The organism is Pseudomonas sp. FW305-E2 (assembly GCF_058782925.1).
In genome coordinates this window covers 1-19,062 of sequence record NZ_JBYSYE010000039.1, presented here as the reverse complement: position 1 = coordinate 19,062, position 19,062 = coordinate 1, and the positions used below count along the sequence as shown (strand labels likewise).

General features: G+C 61.9%; 16 protein-coding genes. 10 read left to right on the top strand and 6 right to left on the bottom strand.

The genetic code is table 11. The features are described from left to right. Positions 1–145: 145 nt before the first annotated feature. Positions 146–1,261, bottom strand: coding sequence for a branched-chain amino acid ABC transporter substrate-binding protein (locus AC3WLP_RS22320; RefSeq protein WP_088512939.1), 1,116 nt, complete (start codon positions 1,259–1,261; stop codon positions 146–148). Between the two features lie 360 nt (positions 1,262–1,621). Between AC3WLP_RS22320 and AC3WLP_RS22315 the strand changes: the two genes are divergently transcribed. Continuing rightward, on the top strand, positions 1,622–1,933 hold the full coding sequence (locus AC3WLP_RS22315; RefSeq protein ID WP_012051427.1) for a DUF2288 domain-containing protein: 312 nt from the start codon (positions 1,622–1,624) through the stop codon (positions 1,931–1,933). 192 nt (positions 1,934–2,125) lie between these two features. Next, the gene (locus AC3WLP_RS22310; RefSeq protein ID WP_012051428.1) at positions 2,126–3,013 is read left to right on the top strand and encodes an NAD(P)-dependent oxidoreductase; all 888 of its coding nucleotides are present in this window, start codon (positions 2,126–2,128) and stop codon (positions 3,011–3,013) included. Here AC3WLP_RS22310 and AC3WLP_RS22305 read toward each other — a convergent pair. After that, complete coding sequence (locus tag AC3WLP_RS22305) at positions 2,913–5,177, bottom strand: putative bifunctional diguanylate cyclase/phosphodiesterase (RefSeq protein ID WP_088512938.1); 2,265 nt, start codon at positions 5,175–5,177, stop codon at positions 2,913–2,915. The two genes, AC3WLP_RS22310 and AC3WLP_RS22305, sit on opposite strands and share 101 nt — an antisense overlap. Before the next feature lie 276 nt (positions 5,178–5,453). After that, a complete protein-coding gene (gene rapA, locus AC3WLP_RS22300; RefSeq protein ID WP_003254868.1) occupies positions 5,454–8,300 on the bottom strand; it encodes an RNA polymerase-associated protein RapA in 2,847 nt (948 codons plus the stop codon). Positions 8,301–8,450: 150 nt separating this feature from the next. Between rapA and AC3WLP_RS22295 the strand changes: the two genes are divergently transcribed. The 8 genes from AC3WLP_RS22295 (at position 8,451) to AC3WLP_RS22260 (ending at position 13,850) form a co-directional block, all read left to right on the top strand. Then, entirely contained in the window at positions 8,451–9,146 is a 696-nt protein-coding gene (locus tag AC3WLP_RS22295; protein ID WP_004576201.1) for a M949_RS01915 family surface polysaccharide biosynthesis protein, read from the top strand. A 63-nt stretch (positions 9,147–9,209) separates the two neighbouring features. Further along, positions 9,210–9,539, top strand: coding sequence for a hypothetical protein (locus AC3WLP_RS22290; protein ID WP_014755547.1), 330 nt, complete (start codon positions 9,210–9,212; stop codon positions 9,537–9,539). Positions 9,540–9,606: 67 nt separating this feature from the next. After that, positions 9,607–9,768, top strand: coding sequence for a hypothetical protein (locus tag AC3WLP_RS22285; RefSeq protein ID WP_003254864.1), 162 nt, complete (start codon positions 9,607–9,609; stop codon positions 9,766–9,768). A gap of 135 nt (positions 9,769–9,903) precedes the next feature. After that, positions 9,904–10,020 (top strand): cytochrome c oxidase subunit CcoM, encoded by a 117-nt coding sequence (gene ccoM, locus AC3WLP_RS22280; protein WP_003254862.1) that lies wholly within the window; start codon positions 9,904–9,906, stop codon positions 10,018–10,020. 204 nt (positions 10,021–10,224) lie between these two features. Then, positions 10,225–12,213: an FUSC family protein gene (locus AC3WLP_RS22275; protein WP_088512937.1), complete on the top strand. Its 1,989-nt coding sequence runs from the start codon at positions 10,225–10,227 to the stop codon at positions 12,211–12,213. Continuing rightward, the gene (locus AC3WLP_RS22270; protein ID WP_012051433.1) at positions 12,200–12,406 is read left to right on the top strand and encodes a DUF1656 domain-containing protein; all 207 of its coding nucleotides are present in this window, start codon (positions 12,200–12,202) and stop codon (positions 12,404–12,406) included. The genes AC3WLP_RS22275 and AC3WLP_RS22270 overlap by 14 nt, the downstream gene beginning before the upstream one ends. A gap of 12 nt (positions 12,407–12,418) precedes the next feature. Continuing rightward, on the top strand, positions 12,419–13,288 hold the full coding sequence (locus tag AC3WLP_RS22265; protein ID WP_012051434.1) for an efflux RND transporter periplasmic adaptor subunit: 870 nt from the start codon (positions 12,419–12,421) through the stop codon (positions 13,286–13,288). A gap of 223 nt (positions 13,289–13,511) precedes the next feature. After that, on the top strand, positions 13,512–13,850 hold the full coding sequence (locus AC3WLP_RS22260; protein WP_012051435.1) for a DUF2025 family protein: 339 nt from the start codon (positions 13,512–13,514) through the stop codon (positions 13,848–13,850). Positions 13,851–13,864: 14 nt separating this feature from the next. On the opposite strand, the gene AC3WLP_RS22255 is transcribed toward AC3WLP_RS22260, so the two are convergent. From AC3WLP_RS22255 to AC3WLP_RS22245, 3 genes are all read right to left on the bottom strand, one after another. After that, the gene (locus tag AC3WLP_RS22255; RefSeq protein WP_012051436.1) at positions 13,865–16,450 is read right to left on the bottom strand and encodes a bifunctional diguanylate cyclase/phosphodiesterase; all 2,586 of its coding nucleotides are present in this window, start codon (positions 16,448–16,450) and stop codon (positions 13,865–13,867) included. 51 nt (positions 16,451–16,501) lie between these two features. Further along, on the bottom strand, positions 16,502–17,575 hold the full coding sequence (locus AC3WLP_RS22250) for a diguanylate cyclase (RefSeq protein WP_088512936.1): 1,074 nt from the start codon (positions 17,573–17,575) through the stop codon (positions 16,502–16,504). A 281-nt stretch (positions 17,576–17,856) separates the two neighbouring features. Continuing rightward, positions 17,857–18,753 carry a formate/nitrite transporter family protein gene (locus AC3WLP_RS22245; RefSeq protein ID WP_088512935.1) on the bottom strand — a complete coding sequence of 299 codons (897 nt, stop codon included), beginning with the start codon at positions 18,751–18,753 and terminating at the stop codon, positions 17,857–17,859. Between the last annotated feature and the right edge of the window lie 309 nt (positions 18,754–19,062).

The following is a 19,062-nucleotide window of genomic DNA, read 5'->3' as shown; positions in this document are numbered from 1 at the left end:
GGGTACGGCCAGGAAACCGCGGGTGACGGTTTTAAGATTTTCAGGTGAGCCTGCCCCCGGATCGCGGGGATCGGGCCCATGAACCTCATAAAACGAAGCCCACTGCTCGCACAGTGGGCTCGTAGGTCAGCTATTAGTCACGCAGTTACTGAGGGGAGACTTCGGTCTTCGGCTTGCCGAAGTGCCATTCGTAGACCACGAACTTGAAGTCTTTCAGGTCGCCTTTGTCGTCGAACGACAGGTCGCCGGTCGGGGTCTTGAAGGTGCCTTTGTGGATGGCCTCGGCCACCTTGTCGGTATCATCGGAACCGGCTTTCTTGATGCCTTGAGCGATCAGCTCGACAGCCGAGTAGGCAGGGAATACGAACGGGCCACTTGGGTCCTTGCCGTCAGCCTTGATGGCGTCGACGATCTTCTTGTTCGCCGGGTCTGCGTCGAACGACTTCGGCAGGGTGACCAGCAGGCCTTCGGAGGCGTTCTGGGCGATCTGCGAAATGGAGTCGTTACCCACGCCTTCCGGACCCATGAACTTGGCTTTCAGGCCTTTTTCCTGAGCCTGGCGCAGGATCAGGCCCAGCTCTGGGTGGTAGCCGCCGTAGTAGACGAAGTCGACATTGTTCTGCTTGAGCTTCTGGATGATCGAGGAGAAGTCCTTGTCACCCGCGTTCAGGCCTTCGAACACGGCAACCTTGGTGCCCTTGCTTTCCAGGGTCTGCTTGACGGCGGTGGCGATGCCTTCACCGTACTGCTGCTTGTCGTGCAGGACGGCAACGACCTTCGGCTTGACGTGGTCGGCGATGTAGTTGCCGGCGGCCGGGCCCTGTGCGCTGTCCAGGCCGATGGTGCGGAAGATCAGTTTGTAGCCACGGGCGGTGATTTCCGGCGAAGTGGCGGCCGGGGTGATCATGATCACGCCTTCGTCTTCGTAGATGTCGGACGCAGGCTGGGTGGAGCTGGAGCACAGGTGGCCGACCACGAACTTGACGCCGTCGTTGACCACTTTGTTGGCGACTGCCACGGCCTGTTTAGGGTCGCAGGCGTCGTCGTATTCCTTGGCTTCGAGCATCTTGCCATCCACGCCGCCCGCGGCGTTGATATCCTTGATGGCTTGCTTGGCGCCGATGAACTGCATGTCGCCGTACTGGGTCACAGGACCCGTCTTGGGACCGGCGATGCCGATCTTGATGGTATCGGCGGCAAGCGAATGGCTGGCTACCCCGGCCAGTACCATTGCGGCGAACAGCTTGGAAATCTTGATCATAGTGCTCCACTCATTCTGTTGTAATTCTTATAGTCCTGGCGGCCAGGGCTACAGACCGGGCGGGATTTGCGGCGTGGCCATGCCAACGCGCTAGCCCACCTTCCCCCGGAACATGTCCCGGAACTGTACCGGTACAGTGTAGAGCGCTGTTCGAGCGCTTGAAAAGCGGTCGAAAAGTGCGTCTTTCCTGCGTTGTCGCTTGATCGACAGAAAGATACAGAAAGGCGCCATCAAACTGCCTGCATCTGCGACCCCGTCCCACAACTTCGGGGCCAATCGACCAAATTACATATTTGAAACCGGGTTTTTCTGCAAAAATGCCGGCCTTTTTTATTGACCGATTTTTTGCGGATACCACCCATGACTGATCAAACAAGCACCCTCTATGCCAAATTGCTTGGCGAGACGGCAATCATCGAGTGGAAAGCGCTGGAGCGTTTTTGGGCCAAGGGTGACCTGATTTGGGTCGACCCCAGCCTTGACCTGATCGCCGTTGCTGAGGCGATGGCCGAGAATCGCAGCGAGATCTTCGCCAAGTGGCGTAGTGATGGCACTGTTGGGCCGGTATCGGCCGAGCAGGCATTGGACCTGCAAAGCCGCGACCCAGAGATCTGGGCGGTGGTGGTTTCGCCGTTCATCGTGATACAGGTGAAGGGCCAGGAAGAAGCGTGATCTTTTTTGGTGCGCAAAAATACGCATCAGCTCCGTTTTGGTGCTTGAAAGCGATCAAGGCGGGTAGAGGGAAGTAACAATTCGGCGTGGCGGTAACAGTTTACGGGATGCGTAATGTGGCCGCCGTTCTGGCAGGCACTAACGGAATCGTAGCCCGCCTGGGAAATGTTCGAATCAGTCAGGAGTTTATCGATGAGCACTGCACTACCTTCGCTTGGATTCGCCGGCATCGGCCTGATGGGCCTGCCCATGTGCCGCCGCCTGCTGGCAGCGGGTTATCCGCTGACGGTATGGAACCGCAGCCCGGACAAATGCGCCGCACTGGTCGCTGCTGGAGCGCGCCTGGCCAGCAGCCCGGCCGAATTGTGCCGTGACAGCGACATGGTACTACTGTGCCTGGCCGACACGGCGGTGGTGCGTGAGGTGGTGTTTGGCGAGCAAGGCATTGCCCAGGGCGGGCGAAGCGGCCAGTTGCTGATCGATTTCTCTAGCTTGGAACCCACCGCCACCCGTGAAATGGCTGCCGAACTGGCAGCACTGTGCGGCATGGCCTGGCTGGATGCACCTGTCTCTGGCGGTACGCCCGGTGCCGAAGCGGGCACGCTGGCGATCATGGTGGGCGGTGAAGCGGCCGATCTGCAGCGTGCACGCCCGGTGCTGCAGGTGCTTGGTCAGCGCGTGACGCATATGGGCGCGGTGGGCACGGGGCAGGTGACCAAGGCTTGCAACCAGATGATTGTAGCGTGCAATGCCCTGGTAATTGCAGAAGTGGTGGCATTGGCCGAACAGTCGGGCGTGGACGCGACGCTGATCGCTGAAGCGCTGGCGGGTGGCTTTGCCGATTCCAAGCCATTGCAGATTCTTGCGCCGCAAATGGCCGAGAGCCGCTTCGAGCCAATCAAGTGGCACGTCCGCACGCTGCTCAAGGACCTCGATGGCGCGGTCAAGTTTTCCCGCGAGCAAGGCTCGGCGACGCCACTCAGTGGCCTTGCCGCGCAACTGATGCGCTTGCACGGTAGCCAGGGTTACCTGCAAAAAGATCCGGCGACCCTGGTTGAGCTGTACCGCAACAAGGTGTGATCCGGCCGCTCTGGCGCTGCAACCGCTCCAGCAGTGGGCGCAACTCGGCCAGCGGTACGGGGTGCCCCAACAGGTACCCCTGCAGGTAGTCGCAGCCATGGCTTTCGAGGAACGCCCGCTGTTCGGCGGTTTCCACGCCCTCGCTGACTACCCGCAGGTGCAGGGTATGCGCCATGGCGATGATCGCCTGGACAATTTCGCGGTCTTTCTGGCTGCCCGGTACATCCTGCAGAAAGGTGCGGTCGATCTTCAGCACATCCAATGGCAGGCGCTTGAGGTAGGCCAGTGAGGAGTAGCCGGTACCAAAATCATCGATCGAAAGTGTCACCCCCAAGGCCCGGACGCGTTTGAGCAGGCTGACCGTGCGCTGGATATCGCCCACCAGGGCGTTCTCGGTCACTTCCAGCTCCAGGTGGCGCGGCGCAAGGCCGGCGTGGAACAGTGCCTTTTCAACTTCGTTGGGCAGTTCGTCGTGGCTAAGGGTGACTGCCGAGCAATTGACCGTGACCTGGACCTCGTCGTAGCCGTGGCGCTGTAAGTGGGCCAGGTCGGCACAGGCGTGGCGCAGCACCCACAGGTCCAGGTCGATGATCAGGCCGTTGGCTTCGGCAATGCCGACAAAACGGTCGGGCCCGAGCAGGCCATGTTGAGGATGCTGCCAGCGTACCAGCGCTTCCAGTTTGGCCACTTGCCCGCTGCGCTGGTCGAAAATCGGCTGGTAGTGCACACACAGCCCGCGTTCTTCAAGCAGCGCCAGGCGCAGCTCTTCTTCCAGTTGCAAGGCGATCGACGCGCGAGCCTTCAGGCTGTCATTGAAGAAATTCAGGCTGTTGCGTCCGTTGTCCTTGGATTGGTAGAGGGCCAGGTCGGCATGCTTGAGCAACTCTTCGGCTGTGCCGCCATCGTCTGGGAAGATACTTATACCAATGCTGGTGGTCATGACCATGCGCCGTCCGCCCAGGTCGATGGGGTCTTTCATCCGTTGCATGATGCGCTGGGCCAGGTGGCGGGCTTCGTCGCGGCTGTTCAGGCTGGTGACCACGCAGAACTCGTCGCCACCAAAACGCGCAACCAGGTCGTGGCTGCGGGTAGCGGCCTTGATGTGGTGGGCGATTACCTTGAGCAGCTCGTCACCGGCGTCGTGGCCGAGGCTGTCGTTGATGCGCTTGAAATGGTCGATGTCGAGGAACATCACGGCTAGGCGGTTTTCGCTGGCCTGAGTTTCGACCAGGCGCTCGGCGAATACCTGGTTGAATCCGCGGCGGTTGAGCAGGTTGGTCAGGGCATCATAGTGCGCCGCCTGCTGCAGCGAAGCGCGGGCCTGGTCCAGTTGGCTGAGCAGTACGCTGACCCGGCGCAGGTCGTGCTCCTTGCTTTGCAGCTTCTTGTCGGCCAGTGCGGCGCTGATGCTGGCGCCACTGATCAGCAGGGTGATGAAGCCGATGCCCAGTCCCAGCTGCAGGCTGTTGTCGCCAGACGGCAGGCGCAGTGCGGTATCGGCAGGGATGACCAAGGTCATGGCCGACATCGCGGTGAAATGAGTGGCGACGATGCCGCCCGCCATCAGCAGGCTGGCGCCGTACTTCATGGCTTGGTACAGGGTGCCGCTGCCATTGCGCAAGTAGCGGGCCAGGTACAGCGAGGTCAGGGCGGTGAGCAGTGCAATGGCGGCAGAGGCAAGTAGCAAGCCGGTTTGGTAGTACTGGCGGGCACCCGTTTCCATCGCGGCCATGCCGACAAAATGCATGAGGATGATGCCCAGGCCGATCAGCCCTGCGCTCGGCACGCAGTGGTGCGCGCGCATCTTGCTGCGTTCGAGGCTGTGCATGGCCAGCCAGGCCACGCCCAGTGCGATGAGCAGCGAAAGAATGGTCAGGGATACGTCGTAGTGCACTTCTACCGGGGCCCGAAAGGCCAGCATGCTGATGAAGTGCATGGCCCATATGCCGCCTGCCAGGCAGCAGGCTCCTAGCATGTTCCATTGCCGGTGGGCGGTGGGGTCGTCGCTGTGGGACTGGCGCTCGGCCATGTCGAGGGTGGCGAAACAGGCCGCGCAAGCAACGAAGTAGGCGAGCAGAACCAAGAGCGGTTCATGACGGCAGTCGATGACGATGCGCCCGGTTGCGGGAAGATCGGCGAACAGTTGCAGCCCCAGCCATTCCATGGAATGCCTCTTGATCGAGTTTTCACTCGTCTGCGCTACAACCCTGTGCAGACTGTCCAGAGGCAGTATAGGAAGGAGTACTTAAGCCTTCCTGACTAATGGCACAATGATTTCTACGATTTGGTTATAACTTCAATCGCAGTGAGGAATAAATTTGGGGCCCTGATACCTTCCTGTGGGAGCGGGCGAGGCCGCGAAGCATCCACTGCGATGGATGCCACCGGCTTCGCCGGTGTTCGCGGGCGTGCCCGCTCCCACAAGGGCGCGGGGCCTGCGTTAGCCAGCCACCAGCACGCGAATGGCTTCCAGGCGCAGGGCGGCCTTCTCCAGCATTGCCAGGCCATCTTCGCGCCGCTTGCGCAGGGCGTCGATTTCGCTGTCACGCACACTTGGGTTGACCGCTTGCAATGCCACCAGGCGCGCCAGCTCTTCGTCGGCCTCGGCTGTGAGGCGGCGCTGGGCTTCGGCCACGCGCTCGTTGTGGGCCGGCAGGATCTTCTCCTCGCCGCCACTGATACGCTTGGCCAGCACATCGCGCTGGGCCTGGACGAACTTGTTGGCGCTGGCGCGCGGTACGCTCTCGAGCTGGTCGTTGAGGGTTTCGAAGGCAACGCGTGACGCCAGGTCGTTGCCATTGGCGTCGAGCAGGCAGCGCAGTGCCGCCGGCGGCAGGTAGCGGCCCAGTTGCAGGCTGCGGGGTGCCACCACCTCGCTGACGAACAGCAGTTCAAGCAGTACGGTGCCTGGTTTGAGCGCTTTGTTCTTGATCAACGCCACGGCGGTGTTGCCCATCGAGCCTGACAGCACCAGATCCATGCCACCCTGCACCATCGGGTGCTCCCAGGTGAGGAACTGCATGTCCTCGCGTGACAGCGCCTGGCCACGGTCATAGGTGATGGTCACGCCTTCATCGTCGCCCAGCGGGAAGCTGGCATCGAGCATCTTCTCGCTCGGCTTGAGGATCAGTGCGTTCTCGGAATGGTCTTCGCTGTCGATGCCGAAGGCGTCGAACAGGGTTTCCATGTAGATCGGCAGGGCGAACTGGTCGTCTTGTTCGAGAATGGCCTCGACCAGCGCCTGACCTTCGCCGGCGCCGCCGGAATTGAGCTCCAGCAGGCGGTCACGGCCAGTGTGCAGTTCGGCTTCCAGGCGCTCGCGCTCGCTGCGGGCGTCGGCCACCAGGGTATCCCAGGCCTTGTGATCGCCGCCTTCTAACAGCGGCAGCAGGCGTGGGCCGAACTGGTGCTGCAGGGCATTGCCGGTGGGGCAGGTGTTGAGGAAGGCGTTGAGCCCTTCGTGGTACCACTGGAACAGGCGCTCTTGCGGGCTGTCTTGCAGGTACGGGATGTGCAACTGGATAGTGTGCTTCTGACCAATCCGGTCAAGGCGGCCGATGCGCTGTTCGAGCAGGTCGGGGTGCGCCGGCAGGTCGAACATCACCAGGTGATGAGCGAACTGGAAGTTGCGGCCTTCGCTGCCGATTTCCGAGCAGATCAGGACCTGGGCGCCAAACTCTTCATCGGCAAAGTAGGCAGCGGCGCGGTCGCGCTCGAGGATGCTCATGCCTTCATGGAACACCGAGGCCGGGATGCCGGAGCGCACGCGCAGGGCGTCCTCCAGGTCCATGGCGGTTTCGGCGTGGGCGCAGATCACCAGCACTTTGGTGCGCTTGAGCATCTTCAGGGTGTCGATCAGCCAGTCGACGCGTGGGTCGAAACGCCACCAGCGCTCGTCATCGGCCACTTCACCTTGGGCCTGGAAGGCAACTTCCGGGTACAGCTCGGCATGCTCGCCGGCTGGCAGGTTGCGGTATTGCTCGGGCGTGGCCAGCGGGTAGGGGTGCAACTGGCGCTCGGGGAAGCCCTGAATCGCCGCACGGGTGTTACGGAACAGCACGCGTCCGGTGCCGTGGCGATCCAGCAGTTCGCGAATCAGCCTGGCGCTGGCCTGGGTGTCGCCGTCGCTGACCGCAGCCAGCAGGGCTTCGCCTTCGGCACCCAGGAAGCCCAGGATGGTGGCGTGGGCCTTGGGCGACAGGCGGCCCTCGTCGAGCAGTTCCTGCACCGCTTCGGCTACCGGGCGGTAGTGCTCGCTTTCGGCGCGGAAAGCGGCCAGGTCGTGAAAACGGTTGGGGTCGAGCAGGCGCAGGCGGGCGAAGTGGCTGTCCTGGCCAAGCTGCTCGGGGGTGGCGGTGAGCAGCAGTACGCCCGGAATCACTTGGGCCAGTTGCTCGACCAGGCCGTATTCGGCGCTGACCTGGTCTTCGTGCCAGACCAGGTGGTGGGCTTCGTCGACGACCATCAGGTCCCAGCCAGCGGCAAACAGTGCGTCCTGGGCCTTTTCGTCGTCGACCAGCCACTCCAGGGCAACCAACGCCAGTTGGGCATCCTCGAACGGGTTGCTGGCGTCGCTTTCGATGAAGCGCTCGGCGTCGAACAGCGCCACTTGCAGATTGAAGCGCCGGCGCATTTCCACCAGCCACTGGTGCTGGAGGTTTTCCGGCACCAGGATCAGTACGCGGCTGGCGCGCCCCGACAGCAGCTGGCGGTGAATGACCAGGCCGGCTTCGATGGTTTTGCCCAGGCCCACTTCGTCGGCCAGCAGAACGCGCGGGGCGCTGCGGTCGGCGACTTCGCGGGCAATGTGCAGTTGGTGGGCGATGGGCTGTGCGCGGCAGCCGCCCAACCCCCACAGTGCCGATTGCATCTGCTTGCTGGTGTGCTGCAGGGTGTTGTAGCGCAGGCTGAACCACGACAGTGGGTCTATCTGCCCGGCGAACAGGCGGTCGCTGGCCAGGCGGAACTGAATGAAGTTCGACAACTGGGTTTCGGGCAGGGTGCGAGGCTGGTTCTGCCCGTCCAGGCCGTGGTAGACCATCAGCCCGTCGATGTCCTCGACTTCGCGTACGGTCAGCTTCCAGCCTTCGAAGTGGGTGATCTGGTCACCTGGCGAGAAGCGCACGCGGGTCAGCGGCGCATTGCGCAGGGAATACTGGCGGGTGTCGCCAGTGGCCGGGTAGAGCACGGTCAACAGGCGGCCATCCTGCGCCAGGATGGTACCCAGGCCGAGCTCTGCTTCGCTGTCGCTGATCCAGCGTTGCCCCGGTTGATACTGCTGCGCCATACTGCCTGAACTCCCGCGATGAAAAAGCCGATTATGTTAACGGATCGGCCGGTCAGACCAAAGTGCCGATAGCACCGAAAGGTATCGAAAGGCACAGTCTAGTCGTTTCATCGCCCTGCACAGCGCCGCCGACGAGGGCTCCGGATCAACATGTCTGCCAAGCACCGCTGGATCAGCGCTTCGATGGCCGTGGGCAGCCTGGTGCTGCTGAGCGCCTGCGAGCAGAAAAACTTTGAGACATTGCCCCCCATTCCGATGGAGCAGCTTGAGGTACTGGGCGTACAGACGCCGATAAAGAGCGTGCACTTTCGTGACAGTGACGGCGAAGGGCTGCTGGTCCTGAGCCGCAGCGATGGCCAGGCCAGCGACCTGGAAAGCGAACAGGAAGTGGACAAGGTGGTGCTCAAGGCCACCTTGTACGGGCGCACGGCCGAGAACGACACCTTCAAGGCGCGTTGGCAGGTCGAGCAGGAAACGACCTGCCCGGGGCTGGACCTGGACGTGGACTTCTATAATGACGTCAGTGATGTGAGCGACCTGAACAAGAATGGTGTGGCCGAGATAACGGTGGCCAGCCATGCGTTCTGCGGCGGCGGTATCGACCCGCATGACATCGCCATCGAGATGCGTGAAGGGCAGGCCAGTTACACCATTACCGGCCAGTCGCTGATCACCCCGGCGGGCGAGGAACCGATCGGTGGTGAGCGCGAGGACAGCGCTTCGCTGAAAGCCGCGCCGCAGGTGTTACGCGATCATATGGATGCGGTTTGGCAACAGGTGTACAAGCGGCCCTGGAGCGAGGCCAGTCCGCCAGTCGACGACGAGCCGGGTGACGAAGCCGAGTAAATGTTGTCCATGACATCAAGGTAAAGCTGCGCCTGCCGATACAGGGGGCATAGGAGAACGTCCATGCTGCCGCCGATCATTCCGCTCAGTGCCGCCCCGGTCACCTCGCAACAGGACCCGGTCAAGCCAACCCCCGATATCAAGCCGGTGGTGCCGACGCAGCCTGCGTCCGGCGAAAGTGCCATTGACCTCAAGCGCCAGCGCGACCCGCAGGAGCAGGTATTGTTGCTGCGCGATGAACAGCGCCGCCAGCAGCAACACCGCAATAAGGGCGAGCAGGAACGCTACGATGCCGTCCCGGGTGACGAGGTCAATGCCGACAATACCGTGCCGGTAGCGCCATTGATGGGCGAGCATGTACGCCAAGGACTGCTGGTGGACATCGAAGTCTGATACGGGGCTGGTCAGCGCCTGCGCCTGGCTTCATCATGCATTTCTCTGTTGATCGTCGAGCCCACCCATGAGCCAAGACAACCTCATCGATTTCGATGCCGAACGTGCCAAGCGCGTCCACGACCTCAAGGAAAAGCGGCTGAACGAAATGCGCAATGCTTTCGAGCAGGCCCTGCCTTTGAGTACCAGCAAGAAAAAGAAGCCCAAGGGCAAACCTAAGAAGCGTTGAAACTTGACGCAGGTCAACCCTGCGCCCCGCTCGCGTGCCCGGCCTCGGGCACCATTGACACTGATCAATTTTCCCCGCCGCCACATTGGTTAACGTGTACCCATCGGACAACGGCAAACGAATGGGGAGGCCAGCATGTTCTTCGACAACGTGGTTATCGCCGGTGTGGTAACGGTCGGGCTGATGGTCGCCTTCTTTGCCGGTCTGGGCATTTTCATCTGGAAGGACTCGAACAAGCGCAAGCCGCGCTGACCTTCCGGGTACACGAGCACGCAAGGCATTTAGGGCGACTTCGGTCGCCCATTTTTTTGCCTGCATTTTTTATTGCCTGAGCTGTCCCTCTCAGTGCAGGCCCATCGCATATACATGATTAGCTAGCTAATTAATCGTTTCCGCTTTATTCTGCTCATCATTGTCTATCTTTTCAGCAAGACTTTTCCCCGCAAGGTCCGCCTCGTGCCCATCACCTTTCAGGCCCTGTTCGCGCCCAGCAGCCTCGCCCTCAAGTTTGCCATCAAGACCCTGCTCGGTGGCGGCCTGGCGTTGTGGCTGGCGATGCGCTGGGGGCTGGAGCAACCCTCCTGGGCATTGATGACTGCTTTCATCGTCGCCCAGCCGCTATCGGGCATGGTGGTGCAGAAAGGCTTGGCGCGGTTGGCCGGCACGTTGGTCGGCACAGTCATGTCAGTGCTGTTCATCGGCCTGTTCGCCCAGACCCCCGGGCTGTTCCTGCTTGCCTTGGCGCTGTGGCTGGCCCTGTGTACTGCCGCGTCCACCCAGTTGCGCAGCGCCTGGGCCTATGCTTTCGTGCTGGCCGGCTACACCGCAGCGATCATTGCCTTGCCGGCCATTGACCACCCCCTGCAGGTATTCGACCAGGCCGTGGCGCGCTGTACCGAGATCTGCCTGGGTATTTTCTGTGCAACAGCCAGCAGTGCCTTGCTCTGGCCCATGCGGGTCGAGCAGCAACTGGGCGGGCAGGCGCGGCAGGCCTGGCAGAACGGCCTGCAGGCCGCCAGCGCCATGCTGGGCGGAGAGGACGAGGCGCGCAAAGGCCTGCTGGAAAGCCTGGGACGCATCGTTGCCATCGACAGCCAACGTGAACATGCCTGGTTCGAGGGCAATCGCGGGCGCCAACGTGCCCGTGCCATTCGTGGCCTTAGCCAGAAACTGCTGGTGTTGTTGCGTATTTCCCGTTCGGTGCGCCGCCAGTGGCGGCAACTGGATGAGTGTGAGGTCGAGCACTTGACGCCTTGGTTGCAGGAAGTGCGTACGCTGCTCGACCAACCCGACCAGCCCAGCCTGTTGTTGTTGCGTCAGCGTATCTGGGATGCCGCACACGACGAGCAGATCAGTTCGGCGGAGCACTTCTGCCTGGCGCGCATGGCCCTGCTATTGGACTATGCCATGGCCGCCAGCCAGGCACTTGAGGATGTGGAGGCGGGCAGGGCGCCCAAGGACGTGTCCCAGGGGCTGGCCGTGCACCGAGACTGGTCGCTGGCCTTGCTGTTCGGCTCGCGCAGTGCGCTGGCCTTCCTGGTAATGAGTGGTTTCTGGCTGGCCACGGCCTGGCCTTCGGCACCAGGTGGCCTGGTGCTGACCTGCGTGGTCTGCAGCCTGTTCGCCAGTCGCGAGAACGGCGCACAGATCGGCCTGAGTTTCCTGCGCGGGATATTCCTGGCGATACCGGCGGCGTTTCTGGTCGGGCAGATCATGCTGCCGCAATGGAGCAGTTTCGCCATGCTCTGCCTGGGCATGGGCGTGCCACTGTTTCTTGGTGCACTGGGCATGGCCCATCCGCGTACCGGGGCTACGGCCACTTCCTATTGCCTGCACTTCATTGTGCTGGTGTCGCCGCTCAACGCCATGCAGTTCGGCGTGGCGACCATGTTGAACAGTGCCTTGGCCATGCTGGTGGGGGTGTCGGCAGCGGTCATGGCCTTCCGCTTACTGGTGTTCCGCCACCCGGCCTGGCTGGGCCGGCGCTTGCGTGCTGCAACGCAGAACGACTTGGTGCGCCTGACCCGGCGCGACCTGCGCGGGGCTGACAGCTGGTTTGGCGGGCGCATGGCCGACCGGCTGATGCAACTGGCGCGGCATGCCAGTGAATTACCGGAAGGCGAACGCAAACGCTGGGATGACGGCCTGCACGGGCTGGATATCGGCGACGAACTGGTGCACCTGCGCATGTGCCTGGCGGTCGCCCAGGCCCCTTTGGGGCGGGCCGAGCGCGAGTACCTGCAACAAGTGGAAGCAGTGCTGGCCAAAGGGCCGGCTGCCGGGCGTGGGCAGCGGCTGGATGCTGCCAGTGAGCAGTTCATTGCAGCCTTGCGTCGGCTGCCAGCCAGCGACCCGCTTCGCCTGGCCGAAGGGGCGGTACTGCAATTGCAGAAAAGCTGGGGCAAATGGTGCCGCTGGCAGGAGGACACCCATGGGTTTGCGTGAGTGGGAAGTGGGCGGCGTGCTGCTCAGCCCGTTTCTGCTTTATGTGTTGTTGGCGCTGCTGCTCACCGGCCTGCTGCGCCTGGTGGTGCATGCCACACCGTTGGGGCGCTGGATCTGGCATGAAGCGCTGTTCGACGCAGCGCTGTTCGTCTGTGTGTTGTTCCTGGTGGTACGTCTGCTGGGAACTTTATAAAGGAGTGTTTCGATGCGTGCGGCCGTACGTATTCTGGTGACCCTGTGTGTGGTGGCCCTGGCGGTGTTGGCCGGCTACCAGCTGTGGCAGTACTACATGCTCACCCCATGGACACGCGATGCCCGTGTGCGCGCCGATGTGGTGGTGATTGCGCCTGACGTGTCTGGCTGGGTTCGCGAACTCAAGGTTCATGACAACCAGCAGGTCAAGGCTGGCGACTTGTTGATGAGCATTGACCGCGAGCGCTTCCAGGCCGCGCTCGATCAGGCCAGTGCGGTGACCGAGACCCGCGCCCAGCAACTGCGCTTGCGCGAGCGTGAAGCAGCCCGGCGTACTGCCTTGGGGCCAGAGGCAATCAGTGCCGAGTTGCGTGAAAACGCCCAGATCAATGCCGCCATCGCGCGTGGTGAGTTGCATGAGGCCGAGGCGCAGTTGCAGGTGGCCAGGATCAACCTGGCGCGCAGTGAGGTGCGGGCACCGCGCAGCGGGCATATCACCAATCTGCGTCTGGCCGAAGGCAATTATGTGAACACCGGGGAATCGGTGATGGCGCTGGTGGATGATTCGACGTTCTACATCCAGGCCTATTTCGAGGAAACCAAGCTGCCGCGCATTCGCGTTGGGGACACCGTGAAGGTGTGGCTGATGGGCACGGGTGAACCGATGCAGGGGCACGTGGAGAGCATCAGCCGCGGCATCACCGACCGCAACAGCAACCCGGACAGCCAGTTGCTGCCGGAGGTAGAGCCGACCTTCAACTGGGTACGACTGGCCCAGCGCATACCTGTGAGGATTCGCCTGGATCAGGTGCCGGAAGGGCTGACCTTGAGTGCGGGTATGACGGCGAGTGTGCAAGTGCATGAGGTCCGCGACCCGCAGTGATGGTGCTGCCTCAATAGACAGAGATGTAACGGTCGAAGCGGTACAGCCGGGTCGTGTGGTGAAGGCAGTATAGCTTGAGGTCGTCGACGACGTCGGGCAGGCACGAAAAAACTTGGCGAACGGCCCGCCAGTTGCGTTAGGCTGCCGCTGTGAGTTGCCCGACAGAGGCAACCCTTCTTCCGCCAGGCGTGCGTATCTTCCGATTTCATTGCGAGGTTACGTCATGGCCATCACTTCCCAGGATATCTGCAACGCCGCCGATCAGCTAAAGGGCTTTGTCGGTTTTCACGGCAAGCGCGGTGTTCATATCGTGCGTTTCTCCGAGGACGCGTTCGGCATGGACGTGGCCGACGCCAGTATCACCCCCTGCAGCGAGTTTGTCTGGCGGCCCGAGCAAGGGCTGCGCATGGTGTTGTGCCGCGAACGGCTGTCGCTGTTGCTGGATCAGCATGTGGATGACCGCTTGAACATTGGTGAACCGCTGCGCGCCTACCTGCGCCGCTGTGATCTGCCCGAAATCGTGGCGCAGCGCAGCCTGCAGCAGCACACTCAGTCTGTTTAGGAGCAAGGCCGCGTCTACAAGGGCTGTGCAGTGCTTTGGGAGGTTTGGTGCAACAACGCCGCCAATCCGGCGCTGTCCAGGGGCATGCTCAGGTAATAGCCTTGCACTTCATGGCAGCGATCGTTTTCCAGCGCCTTGAGTTGATGTTCGCTTTCCACGCCTTCGGCTGTCACTGTCAGCCCCATCGCCTCACCCAGGTTGATGATGGCCTGGACCACAGCGCGGTCGCTGCCGCCGTTGTTGTTCAGGCCGCTGATGAAGCGTTTGTCGATCTTGATGCTGTCGAACGGGTAAGTACGCAGGTAGCCCAACGACGAATAGCCGGTGCCGAAATCATCCATGTTCAGGCGCACCCCTAGCTCCTTGAGCGACAGCATGGTGCCTAGCGCGCCCTCGATGTCGTTGAGCATCACGTTCTCGGTAATCTCCAGTTCCAACCGCTGGGCGGGGAAGGCCGTGTCGAGCAAAATTTCGCGCACGTCGGCTACCACATCGCTGCGCAAGAACTGCGCAGGCGACAGGTTGACCGAAACCAGCACGTCGGCTGGCCAGTCATGGGCAGTGCGGCAAGCTTCGCGAAGCACCCAGCGGCCCAGCGCAACAATGATGTCGCTCTGCTCGGCCAACGGAATGAAGGTGTCCGGCCCCAGTAACCCTTCCTGTGGATGCCGCCAGCGCACCAAGGCCTCGACCGCGACGATACGCAGGTCGTCGAGGCGGTAGCGTGGCTGGTAATGCAACTCGAACTCCTCATTGCGCAGGGCCCGGCGCAGGTCGTTCTCCAGCTGGCGGCGGTACTGGATCTGCTGGTTCATTTCGGCAACGAAGTAGCGCCATGTGTTCTTTCCATCGGCCTTGGCCTGGTACAGGGCGATGTCGGCGCAGCGGATCAGCTCACCTGCATCGAAGCCCTGGTTACGCGTCTGGGCAACGCCAATGCTGGCACCGATGTGCAGCGGCTGGCTTTCGAAGACGATGGGTTGCTGCAGCAGGCCGATCAGGCGCGCACAGAAGCGGTCGATCTCGCTGCTGTTGTCCATGCCGCTGAGTACCAGGATGAACTCGTCGCCGCCCAGACGCGCGACCAGGTCGCCATCGCGGGTGGTGTCGCGCAGGCGCGTTGCCACTTCTTGCAGCACGGCATCTCCGGCGGCATGACCGAGCGAGTCGTTGATCGGCTTGAAGTTGTCCAGGTCCAGCAGCAACAAGGTCAGCGGCGGCGAGTCACTGCCGCGCAACAAGGCTTGCTCCAAGTGCCGGGCGAGCTTATTGCGGTTGGCCAGCCCGGTCAGTGGGTCGTGCAGCGAAAGATGCTGGATGCGCGCGTGGGCGTCGACTTCGTCGGTGATATCGCTGGCGGTACCCCGAAAACCGATGGCCTTGCCATCGCGCCAGATAGCGCGGGCGGATATCCGGCAGTAGCGGTTCTGGCCATTCTGGTCGCGGTAAGTGCAGCGCAGGTTGGCCAATTGCTGCGGGTCGGCGGTAGCCAGGGCGTCGAGCCAAGGTGACAACGGCGTGGTGTCGCAGGCCAGCAACTGGTTGAGCGGGTGGCCCAGCCAGCCGTCTACCGGGTAGCCGGTGACGTTGGCGAAGCGTTGCGACAGGTAGGTCAGGCGTTGATGCCGGTCGGTTTCCCAGATCCAGTCGGATGCCGATTCGGCCACCGCGCGGAAACGCTGCTCGCTGGCCTCCAGGGCCTGGTTGCTTTGTTGCAGATGCACGAGCGTGAGGCCGATTGCCCGGGAGCTGCGCAAGGCATGGCGGAACAGGTACAGCATCACCAAGCCAAGTATCAGTAGTGCGCACAACAGTGCTGGCAACACTGCCCGCAGCATCTGACGCCCCGGCAGTGGGCTGTTCCAGGTCAGATGGTAGCCGGTGTCGCCCAGGTCGATGCGCAGGTGGCTGTGATCCTGCATATCCTCCTTTTCCACGTGCATGCCCGTCAGGCCGGCGCCGTTGCCCAACTGCGCCAGTTTGCTTTCGGTGAGCTGGTCAATGAACAGCATCACCGGCGCCTGGCTCACCTCGCTGTCGGTAACCTCCCGGTCCGGGCGCACGGCTGCTGCACTGAGTGCGGCCGGCCAGCCATTGAACAGCACGAAATGGGTGATTTGCTCGCGTGAAACTGCCGCCGCGCGGGCTTGTTCGATGATCGGCTGCAGCGGTGTGTCTATGTAGGTGTTGGCACCTGCCTGGCTGGGCTGGCCTTTGAACAAGGCATAGGTGGTGCGGTCGTTTTCCACTACGAACACCCCTTCGTAGCCGCTGGCGCTGTACAGCGACTCACCTATGTTTTTTTCCTCGTAGGCCCATTGCCAGTCGGCTTGGCCCGACAAGTGCTCGAAGGCTGCATCCCATACGGCATAGCTGGACAGAAACTGGCGCGAGGCGAGCAGCCGTTGTTCCAGCGCCTGGTTCGCATGGAAGGCGCTACGCTGGCGCTCCTGTTGGTCGAGTGTGCTGGCGATATTGAACAGAGCGCCGAGAATGACCAGGCAAGCCAGGCCGAACACTGCGCTGAAACCGGCAATGAGGTGGCGCACCTGAAAGCGCGGTGTGGGGCTAGCGGGTAGAAGCTTGGCGGTCCTGGCCATGCGCGAGCGGCTCCTTCAGGCAACCTCCCGCCAGGCAGACAGGAAGGAGGTTCAATCAGGATAGGCCAGCCTGAGCGCGGCAGCTTCACCGCGGGCAAAATTGACCTGATCGCGGCCAGCGTGCTTGGCGATGTACAGCGCCTTGTCCGCCTGTTCGAGCCAGTGCTCGGGGGACTCGAGGTTGGCCTCGAAGGGTGACAGGCCGATACTCAGGCTGATGCGCAGGTGCGGTAACTGTGTGTTGCGGTAGCTGGAAACCCGCTCGCGCAGACGCTCCATGACTTGGCAGGCCTGGGCTTCGCTGATTTCGGGCAGGATCACGCAGAATTCGTCGCCGCCGTAACGCCCGGCCTGGTCGCCCTCGCGCAAACTGCGCCGCAGCTCAGCGCTGAGCTGGCGCAGTACACAGTCGCCGACCACATGGCCAAAGGTGTCGTTGATGGTCTTGAAGTGATCGATGTCGATCAGGGCAATCACCGCGTGCCCCTGTCGCTGCCTGCACGCCTGGAACTTGAGCTGCAGCAGGTCCTTCCAGGCGCCGTGGTTGAACAGCCCGGTCAGGCTGTCGGTGAGGCTCAGGGCGCTCAGCCGGCGCTTGTGGTCGCCCAGCTTGATCGCAAGCTGGTAGCACACCCAGCCCAAGGCCAGTGGGTACAGCGCCAGCATTGGCAGGCACGCATAGACCTGCAGGGGCGTGGCGATCAATTGCAAGCCAGGGCCAAGCAGCAGGATGGCGGCGAGCATGCCAGCCAGTTGCGCCAGCGCTCCGCGAAAGACCATGCGCTTGCCGCCGGCGGCGACGTTGTTCATCGTCATCATCGACAGCACGGTCACGCTGGGTAGCGGGTTGAAGTGCATGGCGGCAGTCCAGAACCCGCCCATCAGCGAGTCCAGCAGAAGGTTGCGCTGTTCCGCCTGGTAAGGCGTTGTCGAGCGGGCAGCCCACTGGTAGGCCACGTGCGGCCACAGCAAACCATTGAACAGTACTAGCAGCCATGTCCAGGAGGGGGGCGACAGCGGCGCAATCGCCGCCATGACAGTGAACAGGCCGATTCCCAGGCCAATGACCCGCGGCAGGTAGATGCGCTTGACGAATGAAAGCCCTTTGCCGATGCGATTGTCCATAATGCTGATCTTCTTCTGCCGGTGTACCGTTCATCGCATAATTCGGATGAATATTGTTGAACAGTGTTACTTCGGCGAGAAATGACCTTACAAGCCAATTCACGGTTGATTCGATCACTGTGGTGGGCCGTCGATAACCAGGCTCAGATGCGACTGAGCGCGCCGCGGACGGGAGCGGGGCAATCTGGAGTCACCGCATGGCGGGCAGAACGGATGTGTAGCCCTGGCCCATGAGTAAGCAGGGCCAGGGGCATGAGCTCACCGTAGCGGCACGCTGAGTATCATTTTGGCTCATGTCTGCTGCGCGCGGACTGGGGCTGGTCGTCGTTCAGAAGCCGCGAGGGTGGTTTGCCACTGTCACTGCGCACTTGCGCATGGCTGATCAAGGCGAAGATGAAACTGCCACCGATGATGTTGCCCGCCAGCGTCGGCAGTGCAAATTCCAGCCAGAAACGGCTCCAGGTTTCGTCGCCAGCCCACACCAGGTAGGACACTTCGACTGACCCCACCACTATATGAGTGAAATCGCCAAGGGCCATCAGGTAGGTGATCATCAGAATGATCCAGATCTTGGCGTGCTCCATTGAAGGGATCATCCAGACCATGGTGGCAATCATCCAGCCTGAGACTATGCCCTTGGCGAACATTTGGCTGATGTCGTTCTTCATTACCTTGCGACCGACCTCCAGGAATGCCACATCGGTCTTGCTGTCGAAGATCGGCAGTTCCAGCATCACCCAGGCTACCAGCAGGGTGCCTGCCAGGTTGCCAAGCAACACCACGCCCCAGAGGCGTAGCAGTCGTCCGAAGTTGGCCAGCGTAGGGGCGGTCATGACGGGCAGCACGGCGGTGAGCGTATTTTCGGTGAACAGTTGCTGGCGTGCCAGGATCACGGCGAGAAAGCCCGCACTGTAGCCGATGCTGGCGACCACCTGGGCACCATCGCCTTCCGGCAGGCGGGCGTAGAATAGCCCCATGGCCATCAACGACAGCCCCATGGACAGGCCGGCGGCAAGTGCCGACCACCACAACGCGGCAAGTGTACGTTCCAGTTCCTGGTCGCCCTGGTAGCGAATGATTTCGTGCAGCACAGCCGCCCGCGGCGGTTGGCTGTGGCTGACCTCCTGCTCTTCATCGGCAGAGAGGCCGGGGGTTTTCTCGCTTTGCCCATCGCTCATGGCCGCTACGCTCCGTGGTGTGTTTCTTTACAGATCCACGGCGCTTTCATTAGTTGCCGGTTAGCGGCAAAACGTTGATGGAAAAGTTTTTCAGAACAAGGTGTTGACTCTGATTTCAAAGCGCGTATTATTCGCCTCCTCGCAGCGATGAACGCTTCGGGGCAAGCGGTAAGTTGTTGAAGTTGTTAGCTTTCGAAAGAAAGCAGTGGTAAAAAATAAACGCTTGACAGGTTCTGAGGAAAGCGTAGAATGCGCGCCTCGGTTGAGACGAAAGGTTCTTAACCAAACGCTCTTTAACAAATTGAATCA

Bases quoted from the DNA above. Each gene is read 5' to 3' on its own strand.
- AC3WLP_RS22320 (WP_088512939.1), bottom strand. From the start codon at position 1,261: ATGATCAAGATTTCCAAGCTGTTCGCCGCAATGGTACTGGCCGGGGTA.
- AC3WLP_RS22315 (WP_012051427.1), top strand. From the start codon at position 1,622: ATGACTGATCAAACAAGCACCCTCTATGCCAAATTGCTTGGCGAGACG.
- AC3WLP_RS22310 (WP_012051428.1), top strand. From the start codon at position 2,126: ATGAGCACTGCACTACCTTCGCTTGGATTCGCCGGCATCGGCCTGATG.
- AC3WLP_RS22305 (WP_088512938.1), bottom strand. From the start codon at position 5,177: ATGGAATGGCTGGGGCTGCAACTGTTCGCCGATCTTCCCGCAACCGGG.
- rapA (WP_003254868.1), bottom strand. From the start codon at position 8,300: ATGGCGCAGCAGTATCAACCGGGGCAACGCTGGATCAGCGACAGCGAA.
- AC3WLP_RS22295 (WP_004576201.1), top strand. From the start codon at position 8,451: ATGTCTGCCAAGCACCGCTGGATCAGCGCTTCGATGGCCGTGGGCAGC.
- AC3WLP_RS22290 (WP_014755547.1), top strand. From the start codon at position 9,210: ATGCTGCCGCCGATCATTCCGCTCAGTGCCGCCCCGGTCACCTCGCAA.
- AC3WLP_RS22285 (WP_003254864.1), top strand. From the start codon at position 9,607: ATGAGCCAAGACAACCTCATCGATTTCGATGCCGAACGTGCCAAGCGC.
- ccoM (WP_003254862.1), top strand. From the start codon at position 9,904: ATGTTCTTCGACAACGTGGTTATCGCCGGTGTGGTAACGGTCGGGCTG.
- AC3WLP_RS22270 (WP_012051433.1), top strand. From the start codon at position 12,200: ATGGGTTTGCGTGAGTGGGAAGTGGGCGGCGTGCTGCTCAGCCCGTTT.
- AC3WLP_RS22265 (WP_012051434.1), top strand. From the start codon at position 12,419: ATGCGTGCGGCCGTACGTATTCTGGTGACCCTGTGTGTGGTGGCCCTG.
- AC3WLP_RS22260 (WP_012051435.1), top strand. From the start codon at position 13,512: ATGGCCATCACTTCCCAGGATATCTGCAACGCCGCCGATCAGCTAAAG.
- AC3WLP_RS22255 (WP_012051436.1), bottom strand. From the start codon at position 16,450: ATGGCCAGGACCGCCAAGCTTCTACCCGCTAGCCCCACACCGCGCTTT.
- AC3WLP_RS22250 (WP_088512936.1), bottom strand. From the start codon at position 17,575: ATGGACAATCGCATCGGCAAAGGGCTTTCATTCGTCAAGCGCATCTAC.
- AC3WLP_RS22245 (WP_088512935.1), bottom strand. From the start codon at position 18,753: ATGAGCGATGGGCAAAGCGAGAAAACCCCCGGCCTCTCTGCCGATGAA.